Annotated in this window: 18 protein-coding genes and 1 pseudogene; 8 read left to right on the top strand and 11 right to left on the bottom strand. The window is 68.9% G+C overall.

Annotated features, from left to right (window positions below):
* Window positions 1-52 precede the first annotated feature (52 nt).
* Together mgrA and DMB86_RS18900 are read left to right on the top strand one after the other, a co-directional pair.
* Window positions 53-1,090, top strand: a complete 1,038-nt coding sequence (mgrA, locus tag DMB86_RS18905; protein WP_113719705.1) for an L-glyceraldehyde 3-phosphate reductase — start codon at window positions 53-55, stop codon at window positions 1,088-1,090.
* Window positions 1,091-1,324: 234 nt separating this feature from the next.
* The gene (locus tag DMB86_RS18900; RefSeq protein WP_113719138.1) at window positions 1,325-2,410 is read left to right on the top strand and encodes an inositol-3-phosphate synthase; all 1,086 of its coding nucleotides are present in this window, start codon (window positions 1,325-1,327) and stop codon (window positions 2,408-2,410) included.
* A 123-nt stretch (window positions 2,411-2,533) separates the two neighbouring features.
* Here the strand turns inward: DMB86_RS18900 and DMB86_RS18895 are convergent, their stop codons facing one another.
* Window positions 2,534-3,487: a DUF559 domain-containing protein gene (locus tag DMB86_RS18895; protein WP_113719137.1), complete on the bottom strand. Its 954-nt coding sequence runs from the start codon at window positions 3,485-3,487 to the stop codon at window positions 2,534-2,536.
* 138 nt (window positions 3,488-3,625) lie between these two features.
* Window positions 3,626-5,298: pseudogene (locus DMB86_RS18890) on the bottom strand (glycoside hydrolase family 13 protein).
* 272 nt (window positions 5,299-5,570) lie between these two features.
* Between DMB86_RS18890 and DMB86_RS18885 the strand changes: the two are divergent.
* A complete protein-coding gene (locus DMB86_RS18885; protein WP_227878502.1) occupies window positions 5,571-5,993 on the top strand; it encodes a serine protease inhibitor in 423 nt (140 codons plus the stop codon).
* Between the two features lie 99 nt (window positions 5,994-6,092).
* Here the strand turns inward: DMB86_RS18885 and DMB86_RS18880 are convergent, their stop codons facing one another.
* From DMB86_RS18880 to DMB86_RS18870, 3 genes are all read right to left on the bottom strand, one after another.
* The gene (locus DMB86_RS18880) at window positions 6,093-9,260 is read right to left on the bottom strand and encodes a S8 family peptidase (RefSeq protein WP_227878501.1); all 3,168 of its coding nucleotides are present in this window, start codon (window positions 9,258-9,260) and stop codon (window positions 6,093-6,095) included.
* A 214-nt stretch (window positions 9,261-9,474) separates the two neighbouring features.
* Entirely contained in the window at window positions 9,475-11,166 is a 1,692-nt protein-coding gene (locus DMB86_RS18875; protein ID WP_113719136.1) for a peptide-N4-asparagine amidase, read from the bottom strand.
* A gap of 247 nt (window positions 11,167-11,413) precedes the next feature.
* Window positions 11,414-12,730 carry a glycosyltransferase gene (locus tag DMB86_RS18870; protein ID WP_113719135.1) on the bottom strand — a complete coding sequence of 439 codons (1,317 nt, stop codon included), beginning with the start codon at window positions 12,728-12,730 and terminating at the stop codon, window positions 11,414-11,416.
* 154 nt (window positions 12,731-12,884) lie between these two features.
* Here DMB86_RS18870 and alr point away from each other — a divergent pair, with 154 nt between their 5' ends.
* Genes alr through tsaD form a run of 5 tightly spaced genes read left to right on the top strand, consistent with a single transcriptional unit; the run spans window position 12,885 to window position 17,099 of the window.
* Window positions 12,885-14,075 carry an alanine racemase gene (gene alr / locus DMB86_RS18865; protein ID WP_113719134.1) on the top strand — a complete coding sequence of 397 codons (1,191 nt, stop codon included), beginning with the start codon at window positions 12,885-12,887 and terminating at the stop codon, window positions 14,073-14,075.
* Window positions 14,075-14,725, top strand: a complete 651-nt coding sequence (gene tsaE, locus DMB86_RS18860) for a tRNA (adenosine(37)-N6)-threonylcarbamoyltransferase complex ATPase subunit type 1 TsaE (RefSeq protein ID WP_113719133.1) — start codon at window positions 14,075-14,077, stop codon at window positions 14,723-14,725. Before alr ends, tsaE begins: the two co-directional genes overlap by 1 nt.
* 9 nt (window positions 14,726-14,734) lie before the next feature.
* Window positions 14,735-15,442, top strand: coding sequence for a tRNA (adenosine(37)-N6)-threonylcarbamoyltransferase complex dimerization subunit type 1 TsaB (gene tsaB / locus DMB86_RS18855; protein ID WP_113719132.1), 708 nt, complete (start codon window positions 14,735-14,737; stop codon window positions 15,440-15,442).
* Between the two features lie 56 nt (window positions 15,443-15,498).
* Window positions 15,499-16,011 (top strand): ribosomal protein S18-alanine N-acetyltransferase, encoded by a 513-nt coding sequence (gene rimI / locus DMB86_RS18850; protein WP_113719702.1) that lies wholly within the window; start codon window positions 15,499-15,501, stop codon window positions 16,009-16,011.
* Window positions 16,008-17,099 carry a tRNA (adenosine(37)-N6)-threonylcarbamoyltransferase complex transferase subunit TsaD gene (gene tsaD, locus DMB86_RS18845; protein ID WP_113719131.1) on the top strand — a complete coding sequence of 364 codons (1,092 nt, stop codon included), beginning with the start codon at window positions 16,008-16,010 and terminating at the stop codon, window positions 17,097-17,099. The genes rimI and tsaD overlap by 4 nt, the downstream gene beginning before the upstream one ends.
* A gap of 44 nt (window positions 17,100-17,143) precedes the next feature.
* Here tsaD and DMB86_RS18840 read toward each other — a convergent pair whose 3' ends face one another.
* The 6 genes from DMB86_RS18840 to DMB86_RS18815 all read right to left on the bottom strand — a co-directional run bounded on the left by DMB86_RS18840 (window position 17,144) and on the right by DMB86_RS18815 (window position 24,964).
* The gene (locus tag DMB86_RS18840; protein WP_113719130.1) at window positions 17,144-18,427 is read right to left on the bottom strand and encodes an APC family permease; all 1,284 of its coding nucleotides are present in this window, start codon (window positions 18,425-18,427) and stop codon (window positions 17,144-17,146) included.
* 88 nt (window positions 18,428-18,515) lie between these two features.
* Complete coding sequence (locus DMB86_RS18835; protein WP_113719129.1) at window positions 18,516-19,547, bottom strand: sensor histidine kinase; 1,032 nt, start codon at window positions 19,545-19,547, stop codon at window positions 18,516-18,518.
* A complete protein-coding gene (locus DMB86_RS18830; RefSeq protein ID WP_113719128.1) occupies window positions 19,544-20,215 on the bottom strand; it encodes a response regulator transcription factor in 672 nt (223 codons plus the stop codon). Before DMB86_RS18830 ends, DMB86_RS18835 begins: the two co-directional genes overlap by 4 nt.
* Window positions 20,202-20,921 (bottom strand): DedA family protein, encoded by a 720-nt coding sequence (locus DMB86_RS18825; RefSeq protein WP_113719127.1) that lies wholly within the window; start codon window positions 20,919-20,921, stop codon window positions 20,202-20,204. The genes DMB86_RS18830 and DMB86_RS18825 overlap by 14 nt, the downstream gene beginning before the upstream one ends.
* A gap of 13 nt (window positions 20,922-20,934) precedes the next feature.
* Complete coding sequence (locus tag DMB86_RS18820) at window positions 20,935-21,732, bottom strand: phosphatase PAP2 family protein (protein WP_227878500.1); 798 nt, start codon at window positions 21,730-21,732, stop codon at window positions 20,935-20,937.
* 115 nt (window positions 21,733-21,847) lie between these two features.
* Window positions 21,848-24,964, bottom strand: coding sequence for a glycoside hydrolase family 2 TIM barrel-domain containing protein (locus DMB86_RS18815; RefSeq protein ID WP_113719126.1), 3,117 nt, complete (start codon window positions 24,962-24,964; stop codon window positions 21,848-21,850).
* Window positions 24,965-25,032 lie beyond the last annotated feature (68 nt).

Here is a 25,032-nt window from a genome sequence, read left to right as displayed (position 1 = left end):
GGACCACCCGCAATGGAGGCCTCCGCGCGGTTTCGGTGGCAGGATGGAAGGCATGACCTTCAATGCTGCGCCTGACCGCTACGAGACAATGCCCTACCGCCGCGTCGGACGCAGCGGACTTAAACTGCCTGCCGTCTCGCTGGGGCTGTGGCACAACTTCGGGGACGACAAGCCGTTTGACGTCCAGCGGGACATCCTGCGCCGCGCCTTTGACCTTGGCATCACCCACTTTGACCTGGCCAACAACTACGGCCCGCCGGACGGCAGCGCGGAGACCAACTTTGGCCGCCACCTGAAGGACGATTTCGCCGCCCACCGCGACGAACTGGTCGTCTCCACCAAGGCCGGCTACTACATGTGGCCGGGCCCGTACGGCGAGTGGGGCTCCCGCAAGTACCTCCTCTCCAGCCTTGACGCGTCCCTGGAACGCATGGGCCTTGACTACGTGGACATCTTCTACAGCCACCGGCCGGACCCGGAAACGCCGATGGAAGAGACCATGGGGGCATTGGACACGGCCGTGCGCTCGGGCCGGGCCCTCTACGCCGGCATCTCCTCCTACACGCCCGCCCAGACGCTGGAGGCGGCACGCATCCTGAAGGACCTGGGCACGCCGCTGCTCATCCACCAGCCGTCCTACTCCATGCTGAACCGCTGGACGGAGGACGGTGAGCCCAACTTGTATGAGGCGCTCGACGCCGTCGGCGCCGGTTCGATTGCATTCTCGCCGCTGGCGCAGGGCATGCTGACGGACCGGTACCTCGACGGGGTCCCAGCCGATTCCCGGGCCGCCAAGGAACGCTTCCTGCACGAAAACGACCTCACGGAAGACAAGATGGCCCGGGTCCGGGCGCTTAATGACATCGCCGAGGCGCGCGGGCAGTCGCTGGCGCAGATGGCCATTGCCTGGATCCTGCGGCGGCAGGCCAAAGGAAGCCCCGTGACGTCTGCGCTGGTGGGCGCCTCCAGCGTCCGGCAGCTGGAAAACAACGTGGCTGCCGTCAACAACCTGGAATTCAGCGACGACGAGCTTACGGCGATCGACGAGTTCGCCGTCGAATCCGACATCAACAAGTGGGCGCAAAAATAGCACCCGCCCCGCCCCGGTGAGGTCCCAGGAAGGCTGCCGCGGAAAAAACCGCGACGTGGGGAACAAAAACGGGGGCCGCGGAGTTGGTTAGTATGGTTAGGGCGCCGTTGGGGCGTCAGGTCCGGTTCGACCAGCCGTCCGTCTTGCCTTCATGGCTTTCTTCATGAAGACGTGCGCCGACCGATCACCCTGGAAACGGGTCCGGGCCGGAGTAATTTTTTAAAAAGGAGTTCCGTGTCCAATCATCCTATTCGGGTTGCCATTGTCGGTGTGGGAAACTGTGCTTCGTCGCTGGTCCAGGGCGTGCAGTACTACAAGGATGCCAACCCGTCCGCGAAGGTGCCCGGCCTGATGCACGTCGAGTTCGGGCCGTATCACGTCAATGACGTGACGTTCGTTGCCGCATTCGACGTGGACAGCAAGAAGGTGGGGCTGGACCTCGCTGACGCCATCGGCGCCAGCGAGAACAACACCATTAAGCTTGCCGACGTCCCCGCGCTGGAGGTCCCCGTCCTGCGCGGGCCCACCCTGGACGGCCTAGGCAAGTACTACCGCGAGACCATCGTGGAATCCGACGCCGAAGCGGTCGACGTGGTTGCCACCCTCAAGGATGCCAAGGCCGACGTCCTGGTCTGCTACCTGCCCGTCGGCTCCGACGCCGCCGCCAAGTTCTACGCGCAGTGCGCCATCGACGCGGGCGTGGCCTTCGTCAACGCGTTGCCCGTCTTCATTGCCGGCACCAAGGAATGGGCCGACAAGTTCACCGCGGCCGGCGTTCCGATCATCGGCGACGACATCAAGAGCCAGATCGGCGCCACCATCACCCACCGCGTGATGGCCAAGCTGTTCGAGGACCGCGGCGTGATCCTGGACCGCACGTACCAGCTGAACGTCGGCGGCAACATGGACTTCAAGAACATGCTGGAGCGGGACCGCCTGGAATCCAAGAAGATCTCCAAGACCCAGGCCGTCACCTCCAACACCTCCGCGGTGCTGGGCGCCGACGACGTCCACATCGGCCCGTCCGACTACGTCGCGTGGCTGGACGACCGCAAGTGGGCCTTCGTCCGCCTGGAAGGCCGCAACTTTGGCGACGCGCCCGTGTCGTTGGAGTACAAGCTGGAAGTCTGGGATTCTCCCAACTCGGCAGGCGTGATCATCGATGCCATCCGCGCAGCCAAGATCGCCCTGGACCGCGGAATTGGCGGCCCCATCCTCTCCGCCGCCAGCTACTTCATGAAGTCCCCGCCGGAGCAGTTCGCCGACGACATAGCGCACGAAAAGGTCGAGGCGTTCATCCGCGGAGACATCGAGCGCTAATACCGACGCTCGGTTCCAAGCGGGGCACTTTTCTCCAACGCTCGGTTGCGACCGGGGCAAAAAGGGCGGACGCTCCCCACATTCTTGTGCGGGATCGTCCGCCCTGTTTTATGGGAGACCAGTTCAGCTGCCAGTGGTGAAGCCGGCAACGACGGAAGGGTCTGTCCAGGCGTGGCGCAGGGCCGCCTTGATCCTCCGGACGGCACCGTCGTACCCTTCGGCGAGGTCCTCGCTGTTGAATACGAGGACTGTCCAGCCGGCCTTGCGGAACGCTTCATCCCGGCGCCTGTCACTCTTGGCCTGGAAGGGATCATCGTGGGTGCCGCCGTCGTATTGGATGGCGATCCGCCGCCGACGATAGCCGAGGTCGGCGGACGGTGAGTTGGGCGTCGGCCACAGGGAAAGCTGCAGCCCCGGCTCGGGCAGTCCGGCGTCGAGCATGGCCAGGCGCAGGAGAGTCTCCGGGCCGGAATCGGATCCCACGCGCATCAGCCCCAGGGCCTCCCTGGCCCGGACAATCCCCTGCAAATTCCTGTGCCTTGCCATCATGGCGCCCAGCGAGGCCGTCGTGGCGAACGGTGCCACGCGCCCCTCAAAGACGGCGCGGGGGATGCGGATGAGCTGATCACCCATGCACACCAGGTTGGGCAGGGGAAGGATGTGGGCCAGATCCAGCCAGGTGCGGGCACGGGTGCTCATCCGCAACCCATCGATGGTTTCGACCTCGTCCTCGAAGGTGAGGAGCGTGTGGCCCGTGATGCCCTTGCGGCGGGTTTCTGGCAGTGTCCGGGGCTTGCTCACGTGCAGGTCCGTCTCATGCTGCAGCCAGGACGGCAGAATGAGTCCGTGTAGCTGTGCCGCTGTCGTGTGGGAAATCCAGGCGCCGGGCGTGGCCGCGCACAGCGCCCTGGCCGCCTCGTGGAGCGTGAATTCCCATGCAGCCGGCCGATAGAGTCCGTACCCGGAGCCCGCGAACTTCGATCCCCTGAGCCGGTCCCGGGTCACACCCAACGATTGGGCTTCATCGAGCGTGAACGGCATGTGGGGGAGCCGGGGTTCGTCTGGCGTGTCCATCATTACATTATGTCCGCCCTGCTGTGCCGTCGTTGAAGTTATCCACAGCCTTGAACAATCCAGCGCAACGGTGGCACGGGCGCCTGATGGCGGTGCGGAATCGTTCGGGAAAATCGCCCCGGTTGCAACCGAGCGTCGGTTTTAGGGGGCGAGCCAGAGGGTGGTCTCGGCCGGAATGGTGCCGTCGGCCGGCTCGCCGGAGCTGAGCACCACCTTGGAAAGGTCGACGCCGGTGGGCAGCTTGGCGGGCGCCGCACCAAAGTTGGTCAGCACCTCCCACCCGTTGGGACGCCGGTAGCGGACCACGCTCGCCGCAGCCTCGCTGAGCCACTCCAACGACTCTTCGGCCTGCAGCTTGCGGCGCCAGCCCAGGGCGGCCCGGTACATTTCCAGCGTGGACCCGGCCGTGCCGTCCTGCACGTCGGCGGCCAGGGCGGCGAACCAGTCGGGCTGGGGCAGCCACGGGGCGCCGCCAAAGCCAAAGTCGGGCCCCGCCGCAGTCCACGGAAGCGGTACGCGGCAGCCGTCGCGGCCCTTTACCTGGTGGTGCGTGCGGAACCAGGTGGGGTCCTGCAGCGAGTCGGCAGGCAGGTCCGCCACCTCGAAGAGCCCCAGTTCCTCGCCCTGGTACAGGTAGGCCGAGCGGGCAGGCCCAGCATGAACAGCGTCGCGGCCCGGGCCCGGCGCAGGCCGCGCGCCAAATCCGGAACGGGGGCCGCGCCGTCGGCCAGCAGCCAGGCCTCAAGGTCCTCCAGCGTGCTGCCATCCGGCAGCGCGTAGCGGGAGGCGTGGCGGACGACGTCGTGGTTGGAGAACACCCAGGTCGAAGAAGCCCCGGATGCCTCCGCCTCCACGAGGCACTTCGCGGCGATGGCCCGGAATTCGGCGGCGTCAAACGGCGCCTGCAGCAGGTCAAAGTTGAACGCCTGGCCCAGCTCGGTGGGGCGGGCGTACATCAGCCGGCGGTTGGTAAACGGCACCCACGCCTCGGCCACCGCGGCCTTCGGCGGATCGTATTCGTTCAGGACGTCCCGCCAGCCGGCGAAGATGCCATGGACGGCGTCGCGGTCAAAGAGCGGGTCGGTGCCGTCGTCGACCAGGATTTCCAGTTTCGGCTTGGACCGCAGAGGCAGGGACATGTCCTTGACCAGCGCATGGGCCACGTCCACGCGGAAGCCGTCCACGCCGCGGTCCGCCCAGAAGCGCAGCGTGGTGTGGAAGTCCTCGCGCACCTCGGGGTGGTCCCAGTTGAAGTCCGGCTGCTCGGTGGCGAACAGGTGCAGGTACCACTGCCCGGGGCGGCCGGCGTTCGGTCCGGCCTGCTCCACCACGCGGGTCCAGGCGGCGCCGCCAAAGTGTGAGGGCCAGTCCGACGGCGGCAGCTCGCCGCTTTCGCCCAGCCCGTCGACAAAGTGGTAGCGGGCCCGCTCGGGGGAGCCCGGCGCCGAGGCGAGGGCGGCCTGGAACCAGGCGTGCCGGTTGGAGCTGTGGTTGGGCACCACATCCACGATGACCCGGATGCCGGAATCGTGTGCGGCGGCGACCATGGCGTCAAAGTCGGCCAGGGTGCCGAGGCGCGGATCAACGTTGCGGTAGTCGTCGACGTCGTAGCCGCCGTCGGCCAGCGCGGAGGGGTAGAACGGGCTGAGCCAGATCGCGTCGATGCCCAGCGCGGACAGGTAGCCCATGCGTGATGTGACGCCGGGCAGGTCGCCCATGCCGTCGCCGTTGGCGTCCGAGAAGCTGCGGGGGTAGATCTGGTAGACGGCGGCCTGGCGCCACCAGTTGGCGCCGTGTTGGTAGGGGGCAGGCATTATTTGATGGATCCTCTCATGACGCCGGAAATGACCCAGCGCTGGGCGAACATATACTCCAACACTAGCGGGGGCGGCTAGGATGGCTGCAACGCAGGGAGGCGGTGCAAATGGTCCGGTATTGGGCCCAGGCCGTGGTTGGTGCCGTCCTGCTCACCGGGCTGGCGGCATGTGCGCAGGGGCCCACAGGTCCGGCAGCGCAGGGTCCCACAAGGCAGGGGGCCGTGCAGCAGAATCCCCTACAGCCAATCCCGCCGTCGGAGGGACCCTCCATGACTCCGCCCACCGCCAACACCGTCCCGCCCGGCGGCGTGGAACCGTCCACGTCCCCGCGGCCTGCCGGCGCCCAGACGGACCTGTCCATCACCGTGACGCCCTTCCCGGGGGCCCCACCGATCATGTACCGCCTGGTCGTGGACGACGGCGTGCCCGGGGCGGGATCGACGGTGCCCGACCTGGCGGCCGCCGTGGCGGCGCTGGAACGCTTTGGCGCCGGCGTTTTCTTCCCCATCCCCGGTCCGCCGAAGCGGTGCATGGATGTCTACGGGGGCCCGCAGGTGGCGGTGGTCGCCGGCGTTTTTCAGGGGCGCCCGGTGGAGGCCGTGTTCAAGCGGACCGACAGCTGTGAGACCGCCCGCTGGAGGGCTCTCGCGCCGCTGTTTGGCGCCGTGGCCGGCGGCACGGGCGCCACGTAGCCCGCCGTTAAAGGACTGTGTGTCAGAAACCGCACCTCCATCGACCCTTTTTGATCGATGGAGGTGCGGTTTCCGACACGGATGGGACGGGTGCCCGGCCTAGATCTTCAGGTTGGGCTGGGCCGACGCGTCCGGAAGGACCAGCGGCTGGTCCTTTTTCTTGGGGTTGTTCCTTCCGTTGCCGTTGCCCGGTGCCACCGCGGTGCCGCCGGGGGAGACGATGACCGAAACAAAGGTCTCGGTGCCGGAGCCGAAGGAAACGCGCCCAATGTAGGAGCCCGCTTCGAGTCCGGTCCAGTTCAGGGAGACGGACCCGGATTTGCCGTTGGCCAGCTTCAGCGGGTTGGGCGTCACCGTGGCGTTGCCCGTGTTGGAGCCGAGCACGGCCGCGTCAACCGAGGCCTTCACGGCCGCCGCGCCCGTGCTGGAGTAAAGGTTGGCCAGCACGGTGTAGGTGCCCGGGGCGGGGTTGGCCAGCGACAGGGTCTCACTCGTGGCGCCGGTCCGGACGTCGTAGTACGATCCGGCAGGGTTGAAGACCACCATGTCGAAGTCGGCCGCCGGGTCCGAGGAGATGACGGAGAACTTCGCCAGCTTGGCCCCGGCCGGAACCTGGACGGTCTTGAGGAAGTTCGACTTGTCCGTCGTCACGGCCAGCGGTCCGGGAACGAGCGAGATCGCCGAGGAATCAGCCTTTGACAGCCCATCGAGGGTGACCGGAACCGGGGCGTTGGTGCCCGAGACCACCGGGATTTTCCCGGAGCCGTTGCCGCCCCTGGACGTGAATGCCGTGTCCTGGGCCACGATGACTGGCAGCGGCCGGACCGCGACGGGGGATGCCACGTTCTTGCCGGCACCTTCCCACACCAGGCTGCCCATGGCGAACTTGCCCAGGGGTGCGGTGGCGTTTTCAAAGGTGACCTTGAAGGTGCGCTGCTGTCCGGCCTTCGCGAAGTTCAGCACGGACGGGGTGACCTTGACGTCCACGCCGGGCACGTTGGCCGTGGCACGGTACAGGCCCGGCGTCAGCGCCGTGACGGTGCGCGTGACGGTGACCTTGCCGGCCAGGCTGCCTACCGCAAACGAGGCAAGGTTCATGTCACGGGCGGCGGTGCTGCCCAGACCCGGGATGCCCAGGTCCATGCCGGTGCCCTGGATGAACCTCAGGTAGTCGTTGGTGCCGGCGTCGTAGACCAGTCCCGGGTCAAGGACCTTGGCGACGGCGACCTGGCCCGCGCCGGTGGCGAAGACATCGGTGTTCTTGGTGCCGTCGGCATTGACCACGTTGGTAGCCGTGGTCATCATCGCCGACTTGACCGTTGCCGGGGACCAGGTGGGGTGCTGTGAAAGGACCAGCGCACCGAATCCGGCCACATGCGGGGACGCCATGGACGTCCCGGACATCATGCCGAACTGGTCGCCGCCGGACCCGATGGGGGAAACGCCGGCGAGCACGCCCACGCCGGGCGCGGCGACGTCGGGCTTGAGCAGGTCGGAATCCGTGGCCGTGAGCGGGCCGCGGGAGGAGAAGCCGGCAATTTGCGGCTGCGGCTCAACGGGCAGGCCGGTGGTGTCCTTGTTGACCAGGGAAACCAAAATGTCCGGGTTGGCCTTGACCTTGTCCTTGATCTGCTGGCTGGCCGGCGGGTTCACATGGACCGTGGGCACCGAGTGGAGGTCCAGGTCCTCGGACCCGGGCGTGATGTTGGCCAGGATCATGCCGATGCCGCCGGCGCGCTTGACCTCGGCGCTCTTGGCAACGCGGTCAAAGACGCCGCGGTCGCAGACAACCACCTTTCCGGTGACCTTGGCGCCGTCCAGGGAACCGGGCCCGCAGAGTTCGGGCGTGGCTGCTCCGGCCGCGGCAGCGCCGGCGGCCAGAACAACATGGCTGGCCGGAACTTCGTGGTCCATCATGCTCGCGCCGCGGAACTTGGTTCCGTCGGAGAATTCAGCGGTTCCCTGCAGCTCGGAGCTGAAGGTGGTGGCCGCCACGGTGGTCAGCCACGGGGCGCCGTGGTTGACCGTGCTGGGGGTGGGACCCGAGTTGCCGGCCGAGGCGGCAACAAAAATGCCTGCCGAGGCGGCGGACAGGAAGGACAGTGCCACCGGATCCGTCGTCGTGGCCGTGCTGCCGGAGATGGAGTAGTTGAGCACGTCGACGCCGTCCAGGATGGCCTGGTCGATCGCGGCCACGGACGCCGAGGTGTAGCAGCCGCCGGTGTCGGGATCGTCGTCCTCCCAGCAGATCTTGTAGATGGACAGCTTCGCCGCCGGGGCGACGCCGCTGGTGATGCCCATGTCCTTGGCGCCGATGTTGGCATGAACGTTGGCGTTGCCCGCTGCCGTGCTTGCCGTGTGCGTGCCGTGGCTGCCCACGTCCACCGGGGAAAGCAGTTCCTGTGCCGCCCGGTGTTCGGGTGCCACGTACTTCAGGAAGTCGTCGGCGAAGTAGCGTGCGCTGAGGACCTTGGAGTTGCAGGCGGAGCCGTCAAAGGCTGCCCCCGTCCCGATACCCGGCTGGCATTCCCCGACGAACGTTTCGCCGTCGGCCTTCAGCATGGCGATCTTGCCCTCGGGGGTGCGGTAGGGCACGCCGACCTTGGCTTCGCCGCGCAGTGGCTTGACGTCGTCGCCGGCGAAGAACGCGCTCGACGGCGTGTACCCGGAGTCGATCACGCCGACCACCACGCCCTTCCCGGCGTTCTTCTGCCCGCCGAAGGCGGTGTTCCAGGTGCCTTTCGCCCCGCTCAGCCCCAGGAAATCGGTGGTCGAGTAGTCGGGCGCATTTTCGGTGTCGGGCGCCACCATCAGGACATCCGGATCCTTGGCCAGCTTGAGTGCCTGGTCGGCGGAAAGGTCCGCCGAGAAGCCGTTCAGCGCCGCCGTGTACTCGCGGTTGACCTTGACCTTTTCCGTTTTGGCCACGGCGGCCTGCTTGCCCCGCAGGTGCGCCTGGTATTTTTTGACCTCCGGCTTGTTGGCGTCAAGCTTGTGGCCCTTGGCCGGCTTGGTCGGGGCCAGCCCGGCCGTGCCGCCGTCATACGTTGCGGCGGGCTTTTCGGCCAGGACCACAATGTAGCGTCCGGCCTGGTAGTTGAGCGGATCCAGGTTTTTGGCCTGGACGGTGGATGCCGTGGCCGGCAGCGGGCCGGCGGATGCCGGCAGCGCCCCCACGGTGGTCAGGAGCAGCGGAAGGCCTGCGGCAATTGCCGCCGCCCTCCTGAAGCCTGGCCTGGAAATCAGGACTCTCCCCAGAGTTTTCACGAGTGATGCGAACCTTTCGACAGGAACCTCCCGGCTTTTTCGCCGGGGCGGTTATCATGGCGCCGGAAATGACAATGTTGTCAATTCACTGCGGGTACCTGTCAAACGGTACAGGGTGATAATCATTTGTGATGGGGGACACGCCTACTTGCGGCCGGCCGGGCGGAGCGGCGCGTGTGCCGAGTCCCCCGCCCGTGCCGGGCCGCGCTTGGTCCTAGGGATTCGCCCGGTCCACCAGGACCTTTCCGTGGTTCGTTTCGATGTGGTGGCGGTAAGGGCGGCCGGAATCGTCCTTGCCCGAGTAGTCCGACGTCGAGTTGCCGTCCGACTCGCTGGTGACGCCAGCCGTGCGTCCGAGGATGCCGTAGGAGTCCACTGTCCAGTTCCAGTTGCGGGCGGTCTTGTCGCTGCCTTCCTTCACCACGCTGTCCACTTCCTGACCCATGTGCACGGTGGCCGTGAGGGAGAAGTTCTGGTCGTTCGTGTAATTGGCCGACGACGCGTCAACCGTGATCGGGTAGGACTCGTCCAACGAGCTGGAGCGGATGGTCTTGTTGCCGATGCGGGACGTTGAGTTGGCCTTCATATGGTCCGTCTGGGAGATGGACTGCACCAGGCCGCCGTCGCTGGCCGTTCCGGCGTTCTGCCATTGACGGCTGTTCTCCACGGTGGTGTAGACGCGACCGGCGGAAGTGTCGACGTAGCCCGTGGTGACGTCGTTGCGGGTTGCCTTCTGCGCGTATTTGACCGCGCCCCGGGAAGGAGGGTCGATGACGGTCGACGTCGTGGCTGCCGCGGCAACGTTGCTCGAGACCAGCGCACCGGAGGTTTGGGCCTGGCCGTGGTCGGTGAACAGGAACAGGTTTGCCATGACGTTCCAGCCGTCACCGATCGGGTTCATGGAGACGGTGATGGTGTGGGTGCCGCCGTCGACCAGCTGGCCGGCGAAGGGCGTCAGGTCAAGGTTTTCCGGGCGCAGGTCAAGTGTGTCGATCGCAAGGACCGGGCGCCACAGGGTGGGGACGATGCCGCCGGAGTAGACGTGCGGGTAGGTGCCGACCGCGCCGGCCCGGGTGCCGTCGACGGAGACCAGCGCCTCACGGTAGGAACCGTGTCCGCACATTCCCGCGCCGGGGAATTGGGCCGCCACCTGGTCGGGAACCGTGGTGAACCACTGCTCGTCGCAGCCGTTGCCCTTGAGCGTGAGGCGCAGCTGCGCCTGCGTAACGTTGCGAGGCAGGCCCTTCAGGGTCGCCGTGGCGCTCGGGGAGCCGGGGGACAGGTCGGAGATGGGCACCGCGATGACCTTGTCGGGCGTGCGGGCTGCCGGGAACGCCTTGCTGGTCCTGTAGTAGGTGACCGTCACAGTCTGCCTGTACACGCCGGTGTAGACGTTGGACGTGTAGTTGCCAATGCCGCCGGAGAAGGTCTGCGGCGTGGTCAGCAGCGAGGTGTAGTCCGTGATGTCCTTGCTGAAGTGGAAAGTGGTGGTGTTCGGGCCGCTGGGCTCCTGGGTGGTGCCGAACCATACGTTGACGCCGCCAATCTGGAGCGTTCCGGAGCGGTCGAACTGGCGTCCGCTGACGGTCGTCGTATAGTCCAGGATCACCTTGGACCACGGGCCTGCGCATTCGGCCGGCGGGGCCAGGGTGCCGGAGAAGTTCTGCGGGCTGCCATTGGCCGCGTTGGAGGGAAAGTCCTGGGCAAGGGTGGTGGTGCAGCTTTCCGTCGACGGGCGGCCGACGGGCGGCGCGGCCGAGACCGGGTCGCTGACGCCTGTCTCGATGAAGGCCGGGGACGGTGCCGGCTCCGCGGCCTGGACGGGGGCCAGCGCTGTCAGGGACAGGGCTGCGGCAACTGTCAGCGATGCCAGCGGCCTGCGCAGGGATGGGAAGGATCGGGCCATGGTGATGCTCCGTATCTAGCATAAATGTGATCTTTTGTGCGAACCAGGTGACAGTCTTCACCTTGTGCCCGGGCCAGTCAACTGGCTCCAAAAGAATTGACACAATTCCGAATTGAGGTGTCACATTTAACAGGCCACAGGCCACAGGCCACAGGCCACAGGCCACAGGCCACAGGCCACAGGCCACCAGGCGCCGAGCCAGTGCCAACACCGCAACAGTCGGGCAAGCCCTAAAGCAGTTCGGGGCTCAGCATGCGGGCGGTACCACGTATTGATAGGTGAGCGAAAGGTCGTAGCTGGCCATGGTGTGGGCGGCCGTATTTTCCCAGCCAAACGATTCGGCGAAGACGGAGGCGGCCCGCCCCATGTCGATGCGGGTTTGCGGGAAGTCGTGCAGGGAGGCGATGGCCTCGGCCCACAGCCTGGGCGATCGCCCTTCCACCAGGAGCCCTGTCCGGCCGTCGCTGACTGCGCGCGGAAGTCCCCCCACGTTCGTGGCGACGACGGCGGTGCCGCATGCCTGCGCCTCGAGGGCCACCAGGCCGAACGATTCGCTGGAGGACGGCACCGCCACGAGGTCCGCGCTGCGGTACCAGTCCGCGAGCTCCCCCGCGGCGACGGGGGGCAGCACGGAGGCGGTGCCGTCCAGCCCGGCGTCGGCGAGCAGTTGCGCCAGGTCGTACCTGTCGTGGCCGCTGCGCGCGCCGAGGAACGTCATCCGCAGCGGGATGTCGGGGCGTTCGGCCTGCAGCAGCTTGGCCGCCTTGACGAGCACGTGGGGCCCCTTCAGGCGTTGGAGCCGCCCGGCGAAAAGCACATGGAAATCGTCCGGGCCGATGCCGCGCAGCTGCCGAGACCGGTCGCGGAACGCCGGCTTGAACACTTTCAGGTCCACGCCGGGGGACACCACGTCGATGCGCTGTTCGCACCCGTCGTAGTGTGCCTCCAGCTCGGCCGCTTCGGCCGTGGTGTTGGCAATGAGCCGCGTCGCGGCCGCCACGATCTGCTGTTCGCCCTCCTCCCGGATGCCCGGTTCGGCGGGCTGGCCAGGCGGCAGGTGCTTGTTTTTCACCCGGGCCATGGTGTGCATGGTGTGGACCAGCGGCAGGTCGAGGTTCCTGGCCACGAGGATGCCGGCCATGCCGGAAACCCAGTAATGGGAATGGACCACATTGACGGGCACCCCCTCCGGAACGGGCGTGCGCGGCGCGTCGAGGCCACGTGTCTGCCGCGCGGGCATGGACGGCAGGGCGGCCAGGGAGGCAATGTGGGCGGAAACGGCGTCGGCCATCTGGGGGATCAGCTCCGGCAACGATTCCTTGGACACCTTGCCGAAAGGTCCGGCGGTCACATGGTGGACGTTGACGGCGGGCGCCAGGGCCACCGTGCCCGGCTGGTCGGCGCACGTGCGGCGCGTGTAAATGTCAACCAGGATGCCCGCTGCCGCAAGCTCCAGCGCCAGCTGGCGGACGTAGACGTTCATGCCGCCGGCATCGCCCCCGCCCGGCTGGTCCAGGGGTGAGGTGTGGAGGGACAGCATGGCGACGCGTCGGACCTGGTGCACTGATTGCCTTCCTACTCATCCTTCGACCTGTCTGCCTCCATCTTCCCATTCCCGGCCCATGATGGCTGCGCCAGTGCGGCGATCTTCCGCGGCGGGACGGCGGCGTGCCGGCCGCTGGACGGGGGCAGCGCCGGAAGAGGCCTAAAATGGTGGTGTGAACCCCACTGTTGTGCCTCCGTCCGTCCGCGACGACGTCCCGGAGCGGCAAGCCGTCATCAACCTTTCCGCCATCGCCCACAACATTGCGCAGCTGCGCTCCATCGCGGCGCCGGCCAAGCTCATGGCCGTGGTGAAGGCCGACGCATACGGCCACGGCTTGCTGCCGGTGGCACGCACCGCCCTTGCCGCCGGCGCCCACTGGCTGGGCACGGCGCACGTCAGCGAGGCCCTGACGCTCCGTGGCGCCGGAATCGACGCGCCCCTCCTCGCCTGGCTCCACACGCCCTCCACCGACTTCGCGGCCGCCGTCGCCGCGGACATTGACCTGGGCTGCTCCGGCTGGGAACTGGAGCACATTGCCGCCGCGGCGCGGGCCGAGGAGCGCCCGGCCCGCGTCCACCTGAAGGTCGACACGGGCCTGGGCCGCAACGGCTGCTCGGTGGCCGGGTGGGACGCGCTGGTTTCGGAGGCGATCGCCTACCAGGACGAGGGCCTCCTGCGGGTGGTGGGCGTCTTCAGCCACTTGGCCGTCGCCGACGAGCCCCACCGTCCCGAGACGGACGCGCAGCTCCAGGTTTTTCGCGAGGCAGTGGCCGTTGCCGAGGACGCCGGCGCCGACCTGGAGGTGCGCCACCTCGCCAACACGCCTGCCACGCTGTCGCGGCCGGACACGCACTTCGACATGGTCCGCACCGGCCTGGGCATCTACGGACTCTCCCCATTTGAAGACCGCACGTCCGCCCAGCTTGGCCTGGTCCCCGCCATGACACTGCGGACCCGTGTGGCCCTGTGCAAGGACGTGCCCGCCGGACAGGGCGTCTCCTACGGACTGAACTTCGTCACCGACCATCCCACCACGCTGGGACTGATCCCGCTGGGCTACGCCGACGGGATCCCGCGCATCGCCAGCGGCGGCCCTGTCCGGGTCAACGGCGTGACCTACCCCGTAGTGGGGCGGATCGCCATGGACCAGATGGTCATTGACCTGGGCCCCGACGCGCGCAGCGGTTTTAGCGGGGCGGCGGTTCCCGGTTCGGCCCTCGGCGCCATTGCGGTCCTCTTTGGCGACGGGACCGACGGCGGCCCCCTGGTTGAGCAGTGGGCCGAAGCGGCGCGGACGGTCAACTATGAGGTGGTGACGCGAATCAGCCAGCGCGTACCGCGGACGTATGTGGGCGGCGCCTGATGGACTGGAAGTTTTCCACCGCGACCGCCGAAGGGACCCAGCGTCTTGCCGGAAACCTCGCCCGCATGCTCGAGGCCGGGGACCTGGTCATCCTCAGCGGCGGGCTCGGCGCCGGCAAGACCACGTTCACGCAGGGCCTGGGCCGCAGCCTTGGCGTGCGCGACGGCATCATCTCGCCAACATTCGTGCTGGTCCGCATCCACCCGAACCTGCCCGACGGCCCCCGCCCCGGCGGCCCCGACCTCGTCCACGTGGACGCCTACCGGCTGGGCTCCGAAGCGGAAATTGACGACATCGACCTGGAAAACACCATGGATTCCGCGGTCACCGTGGTGGAGTGGGGGACCGGCCGCGTGGAGCACCTCTCCGCAAGCTGGCTGGAGATCGAGCTGGACCGGGCCACGGGAGCCGCCAGCCCAAGAGCCGACGACGGCGGTCGCGACGACGTCCCAGGGGGCATGGGAGCTGACGGCAGCATCGACGAAGACGACGCGGACGAGCCCCGCACCCTGCGCCTGCGCGCCGTCGGTCCGCGGTGGGACGGTGTCGACTTCAGCGCGCTCGCCGGCGCGTCCAATGACGCCAGGGCTGTCTATGGCGCCGGCGGCACCAAAGGGATGGCCGAATCCTCCAAAGGCGACGTGGAATAGGCTGGACGCGTGCGAATCCTCACCATTGACACCTCCGCCGTGGCCAGCGCCGCCCTGCTCTCCTTTGATGCGGCCGATGCCTCCGCACCAGCCCGCGTCGAGACCGAATTTGCCACCGCCGACACCCGCAGCCACGCCGAGGTGCTGGCCCCCGGCGTCCGGTCGCTGTTCGCCGATCCCCTCACGGAGGGGCCCGCGCTGGACGCGATCGTGGTCGGCGTGGGGCCGGGCCCCTTCACCGGGCTGCGCTCCGGCATCGCCATGGCGCGCACGCTTGCTTTCACGTGGAGGGTGCCGCTGCACGGGCTCATGAGCCTGGAGGCACTGGCCTGGGACGTGCTGTCGCTGCGGCAGGCCCCGACAACCTTGCCGGACGACGGCTTTGTGGTGGCCACGGACGCCCGGCGCAAGGAAGTGTACTGGGCGCGGTACTCGGCCGCCGGCGAACCACTGGACGGTCCGGTGGTCGGGCCGGCCGATGCAATCCGGGACGTTCCCGTGCACGGCGCGGGCGCCGGACTGTATGCCGCCGAACTTGTGGCGAACGGCTGCATGATGAACCCCGCCACGGCCGGCCTGCAGCCCGCCGCCGCGTCGCTGGGCCACATGGCGGCCCGCAGGCTCCGGCAGGGCATGGAACTGCCGGACACCGCGCCGCTGTACCTGCGGGAGTCCGACGCCAGGGTGCCCGGCCCCAGGAAGCGGGCCCTGCTGTGAAGGGCGCGGACGTGAACGACGCCCGGGCCCCCCTTCCGCAGGCGACGCTGCGGGACATGGTGGCGCACGACGTCGACGTCATTACGGCATTGGATGCCCAGCTGTTCGGTGTGGACTGCTGGCCCCGTCAGCTGTTCGTGGACGAACTGGCGGCACCCAAGACCCGGCGGTACATCGTCGCCGAGGTGGCCACCACCTCAAGTGACGGCACCGCCGGGCCGGCAAGGACTGTGGGCTACGCAGGGCTGATGTGCGTGCCGCCCGTCGGCGACATCCAGACCATCGGAGTCCTGCCCGAATTCGAGGGCCGCGGCATTGCCCGGGCCATGTTGGTGGAGCTCATCGAGGAGGCGCGGCAGCGGGGGGCCCGCGACGTGATGCTGGAGGTCAGCTCCACCAACCCGCGCGCGCAGGAACTCTACCGGCGCTTTGGCTTTGAACACATCCACACGCGCCGGCGCTACTACCGGGACGGCTCCGACGGGCTGGTCATGCGCCTGTCCCTCGCCGGCGCCGACGGCACCGAAACGGCCGGCATAACGACCACCGGTACGAAGGATCCCTCATGAACCAGTCCAATCCGTTGATCCTGGGGATCGAATCGTCCTGCGACGAAACCGGGGTGGGGCTGGTCCGCGGCACCGAGCTGCTGACCAACACGGTGTCCTCGTCCATGGAGGAGCATGTGCGTTTTGGCGGGGTCATCCCCGAAATTGCCTCCAGGGCGCACCTGGATGCGTTTGTGCCCACACTGGAACAGGCGCTCGCCGATGCCGGCGTGGCTCTGGACGACATCGATGCGATTGCGGTGACCAGCGGGCCCGGGCTGGCCGGCGCCTTGATGGTGGGCGTGAGTGCCGCCAAGGCGCTGGCGCTGGCCACCGGCAAGCCGCTCTACGCCGTCAACCATCTGGTGGCGCACGTGGGGGTGGGACTGCTGGACGAATCCATCGCCGCCACCGCCGCGGCCGGGCGGCTGCCCGCAAACCTGGGCGCACTGCTGGTGTCCGGCGGCCACACCGAAATCCTGCGGGTGCGCAGCATCGCCGCGGACGTGGAACTGTTGGGCGCCACCATCGACGACGCCGCCGGGGAGGCTTTCGACAAGGTCGCCCGGCTGTTGGGCCTGAGCTACCCGGGCGGTCCCGCCATCGACAGGCTTGCCAGGGAAGGCGACGCGAAGGCCATCCGCTTCCCGCGGGGGCTGACCGTGCCCAAGTATATGGGCACGGCCGACGCGCCCGGACCCCACCGCTACGACTTTTCCTTTTCCGGCCTGAAAACCGCGGTGGCCCGCTGCGTCGAGGGGTACGAGGCCCGCGGAGAGCAGATCCCCGTGGCCGATGTTGCGGCGTCGTTCCAGGAAGCGGTGCTGGACGTCATCACGGCCAAGGCGGTGCTGGCGTGCCGGGAAAACGGCATCACCACGCTGCTGCTGGGCGGGGGCGTGGCCGCCAATTCCCGCCTTCGGGAACTGGCGCAGCAGCGGTGCGCTGCCGCGGGCATCACGCTGCTGGTGCCCAGGACGTCGCTGTGCACGGACAACGGGGCCATGGTGGCCGCCCTCGGCGCGCAGCTCGTCATGAATGGCGTGGCCCCCAGCGACCTCGCCTTCGCGCCGGACTCCTCCATGCCCGTGAGCAGCATCAGCCTCTAGCGCGAACGGGCACTTAACGGCGGTGTTGCCGCACAAAATTGCCCCTAAGCGCCCGCTCGTGGACGCTGCCCGCGGCCTGCGCGGCGCAGCCTGGCCGCCCGGTAGCCGATGCCCACGGCGAACATCGCCAGTCCCGCGAGCACGGCCTCCAGCGGCAGTGTGGCCACCAGTACCGCGCAGGCGGCCGCGCCCAGGACCTGCAGGAACCGGGGGTAGCGGCGGTCCGCGCCGTGCTGGGTTAATGCGGAAACGTTCGCCACGAGGTAGTAGAGCAACACGCCGAAGGAGGAAAAACCGATGGCCCCGCGGAGGTCGGCGAAGGCTATGATCACGCAAACCACGGCGCCCAGGGCCAGTTCCGCCCGGTGCGGGACCTGGAACCTGGGGTGGACCGCGGCAAGCCACTGGGGGAGATCGCCTTCGCGGGCCATGGCCAGCGACGTCCTGCCCAGCCCCGCCACGAGGGCCAGCAGCGCGCCCAGCGATGCCAGGGCGGCACCCACCCGCACCACCGGAACGGCCCAGGACCACGCGCCGGCGGCCACCGCCTCGGCGAGGGGCGCGGGGGTGGCAGCAACGGCGTCGGGCCCCAGGGCGGCCAGGACGGTGACGGCGACCGCCGCATAGACCACCGCGGCGATCGCCAGGGCCGCGAGAATGGCCCGCGGGATGGTCCGGCGCGGGTCCTTGACCTCCTCGCCCAGCGTGGCGATGCGCGCGTAGCCGGCGAAGGCGAAGAACAGCAGGCCGGCCGACTGCAGGATGCCGTACCAGCCGTGCGCGAGGACCCCGGCGCCCCACAGTCCCACCGTCCCGCCGGCCGGTCCGCCCGCCCACACCGCGGCCACGGACACTGCCAGCGCCATGAGGACGGCCGTGACAATCATGCGGGCCAGCGCGGCCGTGCGCGTCACGCCACGGTAGTTGACGGCCGTCAGGAGCACGACGGCGGCAACCGCCACCGGGCGCTCCCAGCCGGGCGGCGCCGCATAGGCGGCAAAGGTCATGGCCATGGCGGCGCTGCTGGCCGTCTTGCCCACGACGAATCCCCAACCCGCCACGAATCCCGGCCATGGCCCCAGCTGTTTCCGCCCGTAAATGTTCGTCCCCCCGGAGGTGGGGTAGGCGGCGGCCAGCTGCGCCGAGGACGTTGCATTGCAGTAGGCCACGACCCCGGCACATGCCAGCCCAATCAGCAGACCGGAGCCTGCCGCCTGGGCCGCCGGGGAAAACGCCGCAAACACGCCGGCACCCATCATCGATCCCAGCCCGATGACTACGGCGTCGCCCGTGCCCAGGCGGCGGGCCAGTGGTGGATTGCTGCTCATCGACGGCGGCCTTTCAGTTCATCGCGGAGGTACTCCCACCGACAGTAGCGCCATGGGTGAACAAATGCCGCGGCCACCCGCGGTGCCGCTACCCGGCAGCGGGGAAGGCCAGCTCCATGGTGGTGCCGTGCGGTCCCGTGGCGCTGATTTCGACCCGCCCGCCGGCGGCCACCGCGATCTCGCGGACCAGTGCCAGGCCCAGGCCGTAGCTGCGCCGGCTGCCGGGGGACGGCTCGGCGGTGCGGGCGAACCTGTCGAAGACGCGGTCCTGGTCGATCCCGGAAATGCCGGAACCGGTATCCGCCACGGTGACGGCGGCCCCGCGCCCCTCGGTGGCGACCGTGACCGTGATCCGGCCGCCTTCAGGGGTGTGGACCAGGGCATTGTCCACCAGCCCGAGAACGGCGCGGCGCAGGCTGTTGGGGTGGATGCGCACGCGGGGGCTGCCGTTGTCCGTGAACACCAGCCGGACGCCGTGCGTGGCGGCCATGTCCTGGAGATCGGCCGTGACCTCCGCCACCACGGAGCCGACGTCCACGGGCTCGGCATCGGGGGAGGCGGGATCACCCGTAGCCGCCAGCAGCAGTTCCTGGACAGTCGCGGTCAGGCCGGCGGTGTCGCGGCGGACCTGGGCCAGCAGCCCCGCCGCCTCGGAGCCGTCGTCCACCTTGTGCTGCGCCAGCTGGACCCGGGCGTCCAGAATCGCCAGGGGGGTGCGCAGCTCATGGCTGGCATCCTGGACAAACCGGCGCTGAAGTTCCAAGGCCCGGCCCAGCGGCCGGATGGCGCTGCGCGCGCTGAGCCAGCCGATGGCCCCGGCGGCCAGGATTCCGGCCAGACCGGCAATGGCCATGGCCTTGAGCATGTCGTTCGACTCCACATACACCCGGGCCGAATGGGGGTCCTGGGCGGACAAGTCCGGATGGCGGGAGAGATAGAGCATGTAGATGGCCGCGGCAACAATGACCGCGACCACCATGACGGAACAGGCCACGGCGATGCGCAGGCCCACCGTGATGGCGGCCCGGCGCAGCTGCAATTCGTCGGGCCGCTTCCCGGCGTCGGGCCGCTTCCCGGCGTCGGGCCGCTTCCCGGCAGGTATGCCGGGGCGGGCGATCATGAGGCATCGCCGATCTGGTAGCCGGCGCCGTGCACGGTGCGGATCACGGACTTGGACACCTTCTTGCGCAGGTAGTGCACGTAGGTGTCGATGACCCCGGGCGAGTCCTGGGGGTGGAACAGCGCCTCCATGAGTTCCGGGCGGGTGAAGACGCGGCCCGGTTCGCCGGCGAGCATGGCCAGGAGTTCGGTTTCCTTGGCTGTGAGCTCGACATGGGCGCCGTACAGGGAACGCAGCCGCCGCCCCGCCGGATCCAGCGTCCAGTCGCCAATGGCCAGCGCGGCCGGCGCCGGATCAAAGCGGCGCGTGATGGCCCGCAGCCGTGCGCGCAGCTCGCCGGCGTCGAACGGCTTGGTCATGTAGTCGTTGGCGCCGGCGTCGAGCCCCTCAATTTTCTCGGCGGTGCTGCCCAGGGCGGTCAGGATCAGGGCCGGCGTGGCCTTTCCCGCGCGGCGCAGGGCCCTGATGAGTTCGGCGCCGTCCATGGCTGGCAGCCCGCGGTCGACCACCATGACGGCCCATTCCCGGGTCAGGCCCAGGTGCAGCCCGGCCTGCCCGTCCGCGGCCAGCTCAACGTCGTAGTCGCCGGCCAGCAGCTGTGCGGTCAGCGGTCCCAGGACGGGATCGTCCTCCACGAGCAGGAGGCGGGGGCGCTCATTGGTGTGCATGCCTTCCATTGTCGCCCGCAACGGTCTCGGATGTGGGGGTCTCTGAGGCGGTGACCGCGTGGCGTGCCGCCCGGCGCGAGCGCAGCACGCTGATGATGCCGGGAATGATGGACACAAGCACCATGAGGACCGCGATGAGGTCGATGTTCTTGGCGATCACCTCAAAATGTCCCAGCCAGGTGCCAAGAAGGACGACGGCGGTGGCCCAGCCAAGTGCCCCGCTCACGTTCCACAGGGTGAACTTTTTGTGGTTGTAGTTGGCGGTGCCGGCCACCAGCGGCGCATAGGTGCGCACGACGGGAACGAACCTGGCCAGCACGATGGCCCAGCCTCCGTGCTTGGCGAAGAACTCCTCGGTCTCGACGAGGTATTTGGTCTTCAGGACCCGGGCGTCGTCCTTGAACCAGCGGCGGCCGAACTTGCGCCCGATGAGGTAGCCCACCTGGTCGCCGGCGATCGCGGCCAGGGCAACGACGCCGATCAGCACGGGCAGGGCCAGGTTCAGCTGCTGGTGCAGCAGCCCGGCCGTGAACAGCAGGGAGTCCCCGGGCAGGAACGGGAACAGGACGCCGGATTCAATGAAGACGAGCACGGCAACCACGGCGAGCGTGGCCGGTCCGAGGCCCTGCAGGAGCGCGGACGGGTCAAGGACGGAGGTCAGCCCGGCGGGGGCAACGGCAGGAAGTGTGGCGGCAAGCATGTGCATGGTGCGCTCCTCCTCAGGAGTGGGCTGCGGGGACAGCGTCGGGGCAGACCGGGCCGAAGCGGTCCAGGAGGGGTATGCGCGGCAGGATGCTCCCCTGGAACCGGTTCCAGACGCCGACGAAGAGGATCACCGCGGCCGTGGAGGCCAGGAAGGATCCAATGACGTCGCTGGGGTAGTGGACGCCGACGTAAAGCCGCGACAATGCCACAACCACGGGCACCAGGATGCCCAGGATGACCGACAGCCGGGACCAGCGGGTGTTCCGCGCCAGGAACCAGAACGCCCAGGCCAGTCCGACGGCCAGGGCCACGTGGCCGCTGGGAAAGCTGTTGGAGCCGGTTTCCGGTGCCAAGGGGTCAAAGAGGAGGGCCGGGTTGGGGCGCTGGCGCTCAACGATCACCTTGAAGAACTGGCTGGACAGGTAGCCGGCGGCGGCCGTGCCGCCAAAGGCGATGGCGTTCACGGGGGATTTGCGCACCACCAGCAGGAACAGCGCGCACAGGGCGATGATGGCGATTCCTCCGGCCGGGGAAAACAGGTAGTTCAGGGTCATGGCCACGGCGGTCAGGAAGCCGTCGTGGTTGCGGCTGAGCTCCTGGTCGACGGTGAACTCGTTGGTGCTGAATCCGCGCATGTCGGTGGCGACAAATCCCAGGGTCAGCACGGCCGCGGACAGCAGCGCCACCCACACGCCCCATAGCCGGAGCTGCGGAAGCATGGCCAGGCGGGTCTGCTGTGGCAGCGACGTGCGGCCGGAGGAGCTGGCCGGATGGCCGTGGCGGTACTCGTGGGCTGGAACGGGGTGCGGCAAGTGTTTCTCCGATTCGTGCGCGGACAGGGAGGCGGCCCAAGGGGCCTTTCCTCCACTGTCCCGCACGGGATCTAAGAATTTCCTAAGATTTGCCCTCGAAAGGGGTCCGGCGGCGTCAGGCTGCGGTGATCTTGAACACCAGCGTCCGGGCCTCGGGGCGCAGCGCGAAGTCCGGCCAGACATCCGGCCCGCACGCGCGCGAGCCCAGGCCGTGCTGGGCCGCATCCAGGTACAGGTGGCTGTGGCGTGGTGCCGGCAGCTCGTGCGGATGCGCCGCACCGGCCACCTGCTGGGCCGTGTGGCGGGCGAGGGTGAATCCCGGCCGCCGCCCCGCCGCGTCCGGTTCGGCGTCGATGCGCAGCCACGGCGCGCCGTCCCGGGACAGCTCCAGGGATCGCAGGCCTCTCCGGTGCCCGCTTTCCTGCGGCCGGGCGTAAGGCACGCCCAGCCCGTCCAGCGTTTCGGCGTGGCGCCCCACCAGCGCCGCATGCATGCTGTCCGGGTAGGACTCCCGGGGCCCGGCGCCAAACCAGGAGGCCCCGTCCACCGAAACGGGCAGGTCCAGGCGGACGCCGATGCGCGGCCACACCATGTCCCAGCCGGAGCTCGGCGTGATGTCGATCCGCAGCCACAGTTCGTCGTCGGCCAGCTGCCAGTTTTCCTCCACGGCCACGGTGTTGCGGCTGTTGGCGGCCGCGTAACGTGTGCGCACGCGCAGGCCCCCGTCCAGCGAGGCAACGTCTTCGACGCGGCCGGTCAGCCGGTCGAGTCCCGCGGCGCGCCATCCGCTCGCGGACGACGGCGCCGGCACGCCCCTGCCGCTGTTCAGCCAGGGGTCGGCGAGGTCATACGAACCGAAGCCCGCCCCCTCGTCGTTGTCTGTCGGCGCCCGCCAGAGCTCAAGCCGGGGACCGTCCACGGGCGAGCCGGCCAGTGAAACCAGGCGGCCGGCGTCGAACCGGGCCGGGCCCAGCGTGAGGGCGCCCGCTGCCGGACCCGCCGGCTGGACGGCGGGACGCGGGGGCCTGGCCGGGGTGCGGGGCGCCGAACAGTCCAGCTGTGTTGCGGACAGCACGTGGCCGGCCGGCCCCCACGCGGTGGCCTCGCGGAGCACCGCCTCCACGGTCAGCCAGGTTTCGCCGTGCCTGGCTGCCGCCACGGGCGGAAGCGAAATGTCCGTGGAATCGCCGGCCGCGAGCGGTGCGCCCCCAGGGGCGGCGGCGTCCACCTCGCCCGCCGCCGTTTCCGCGCCGTCGTGCTCCACACGCCAACGCAGCACGACGTCGGACGCGTCGGCCGTGTGCCGCAGGTTGGCGAAAGCCAGGCGGGGCGCGCCGCCGTCGTCCTGCGTGAGGGCGAGGCGGAGGGGGGAGACGACCTGCTTGTATTCGTACAATCCGGGCGTGGGGGTGGAATCGGAGAGGACCATGCCGTCCATGACGAAGTTGGAGTCGTGGACCACCTCGCCAAAGTCGCCCCCGTAGGCGAAGAATTCGGTGCCGTCCGCCGTCGTCGTGCGGATGCCGTGGTCCCGCCACTCCCAGACGAATCCGCCGTGCAGGCGCCGGTATTTGTCCACCAGGTCCTCGTACTGGTCGATGGCGCCCGGGCCGTTGCCCATGGCGTGGACGTATTCGCACAGGACGAACGGCTTGGTGCGCTGCCGGGCCGATTCGGCGGCGGAACAGCCCAGCAGCAGGGCGCGGGAATCGTCCCGGCCAATCGCGTCGGTTTCGGGAATGGAGGAGTACATGCGCGAGTACACGTCGGTGTAGGCGCCGGTGTAGTCGCCTTCGTAATGAACCGGCCGGCCGGTGTCGCGAGCATGGACCCAGGCGGACATGGCGGCCAGGTTGGCGCCGGTGCCGGACTCGTTGCCCAGCGACCACATGATGATGGACGGGTGGTTCTTGTCCCGTTCCACCGTGCGCTCGATCCGGTCCAGATAGGCGTCGCGCCAGGCGGGGTCGTCGCTGGGGTTGTCCACCCAGCCGCCGGATTCGAAGCCGTGGGTCTCGAGGTCACACTCCAGGATGACCCAGAACCCCAATTCGTCGGCCAGGTCCAGCAGCCGCGGGTGCGGCGGGTAGTGGCTGGTGCGGATGGCGTTGACGTTGAACCGCTTCATCAGTGCCAGGTCCGCCCGGGCGTCCGCGTCGTCAAAGACGCGGCCGCGGTCCGGATGGGTCTCGTGCCGGTTGACGCCGTGGAACACCACCCGCCGGCCGTTGACCAGGAAGCGGTCGCCCACGATCTCCACCGTGCGGAAGCCCAGGCGCAGCGAAATGGTTTCCGCCGCGCTGGACACGGTGGCGTCGTAGAGCCGGGGGACCTCCGCGGACCACGGTTCCACGCCGTCGAGGGCCAGGGGCACGACGTCGGACGGGGAGTCCCAGCGGACCGACACTCCCAGCCCGGGCACCTCAAGCGTCACCGGGAAGGCATCCGCGGGGGCGGTGATCTCCGGGTCGATGGTGCCCGTGCCCGTGGCGGACCTTTGCGCTCCGGCGGTCCAGCCGGTGCGCAGCCAGGCGTCGGTGATGCCGCCGGCCGGGCGGGCCTGCAACGTGACGTCGCGGAAGATGCCCGGCAGCCACCACTGGTCCTGGTCCTCCAGGTAGCTGGCGGCGGACCACTGGTGCACGCGCACCACCAGCAGGTTGGACCCGGCCCGCAGGGCGGCCGTGACGTCAAATTCCTGGGCCAGGCGGCTGCCGGAGCCCACGCCGATCTCGGTTCCGTTCACCCACACCTTGTAGCGCGACTCGACGCCGTCAAAGCGCAGGGTGAGCGCCGCCGTCGTACTTTCAAGCCAGGCGGCGGGGACGTCAAAATGGCGCCGGTAGTCGCCCGTGGGGTTGGCGTCGGGCACGTGGGGCGGGTCGGTCGGGAACGGGTATTGGACGTTGGTGTAAAGGGGGCGGCCGTATTTCCCGTCTTCTTGCAGCACCCAGTGAGAGGGGACGGGCAGGGTGTCCCAGCCGGCGTCGTCGAAGGACTCCGCGGCGACGCCTTCCACGTCCTCGCCGTCGGGAAGGGCGGGGCCGTCCGGGGTGCCGGGGACGCCGGGCAGCAGGCGGAAGCGCCAGTCCCCGTTGAGCGAGAGGGAGGGGGCGTCGCTGTGGAGCCAGGAGCGCGCCGGGACGCGGCGCCCGGTACCCGGGCCGCGGTCCGTGACGTAGCTCCCGCCGAGGGGGGAACCGGTGGCCGGAAGTGAGCGGGGCGATGTCATCACGTGGCTGATCCTTCGTCTGGGGCCGCCGCGCCAACAGCGCTGCGGCACGATAATGGCAATGGCGG

This window comes from Arthrobacter dokdonellae, from assembly GCF_003268655.1.
Taxonomy (GTDB): Bacteria; Actinomycetota; Actinomycetes; order Actinomycetales; family Micrococcaceae; genus Specibacter; species Specibacter dokdonellae.
Note: the sequence above shows the minus strand (reverse complement) of the source record. Positions and strands in the feature narration are given on the sequence as shown.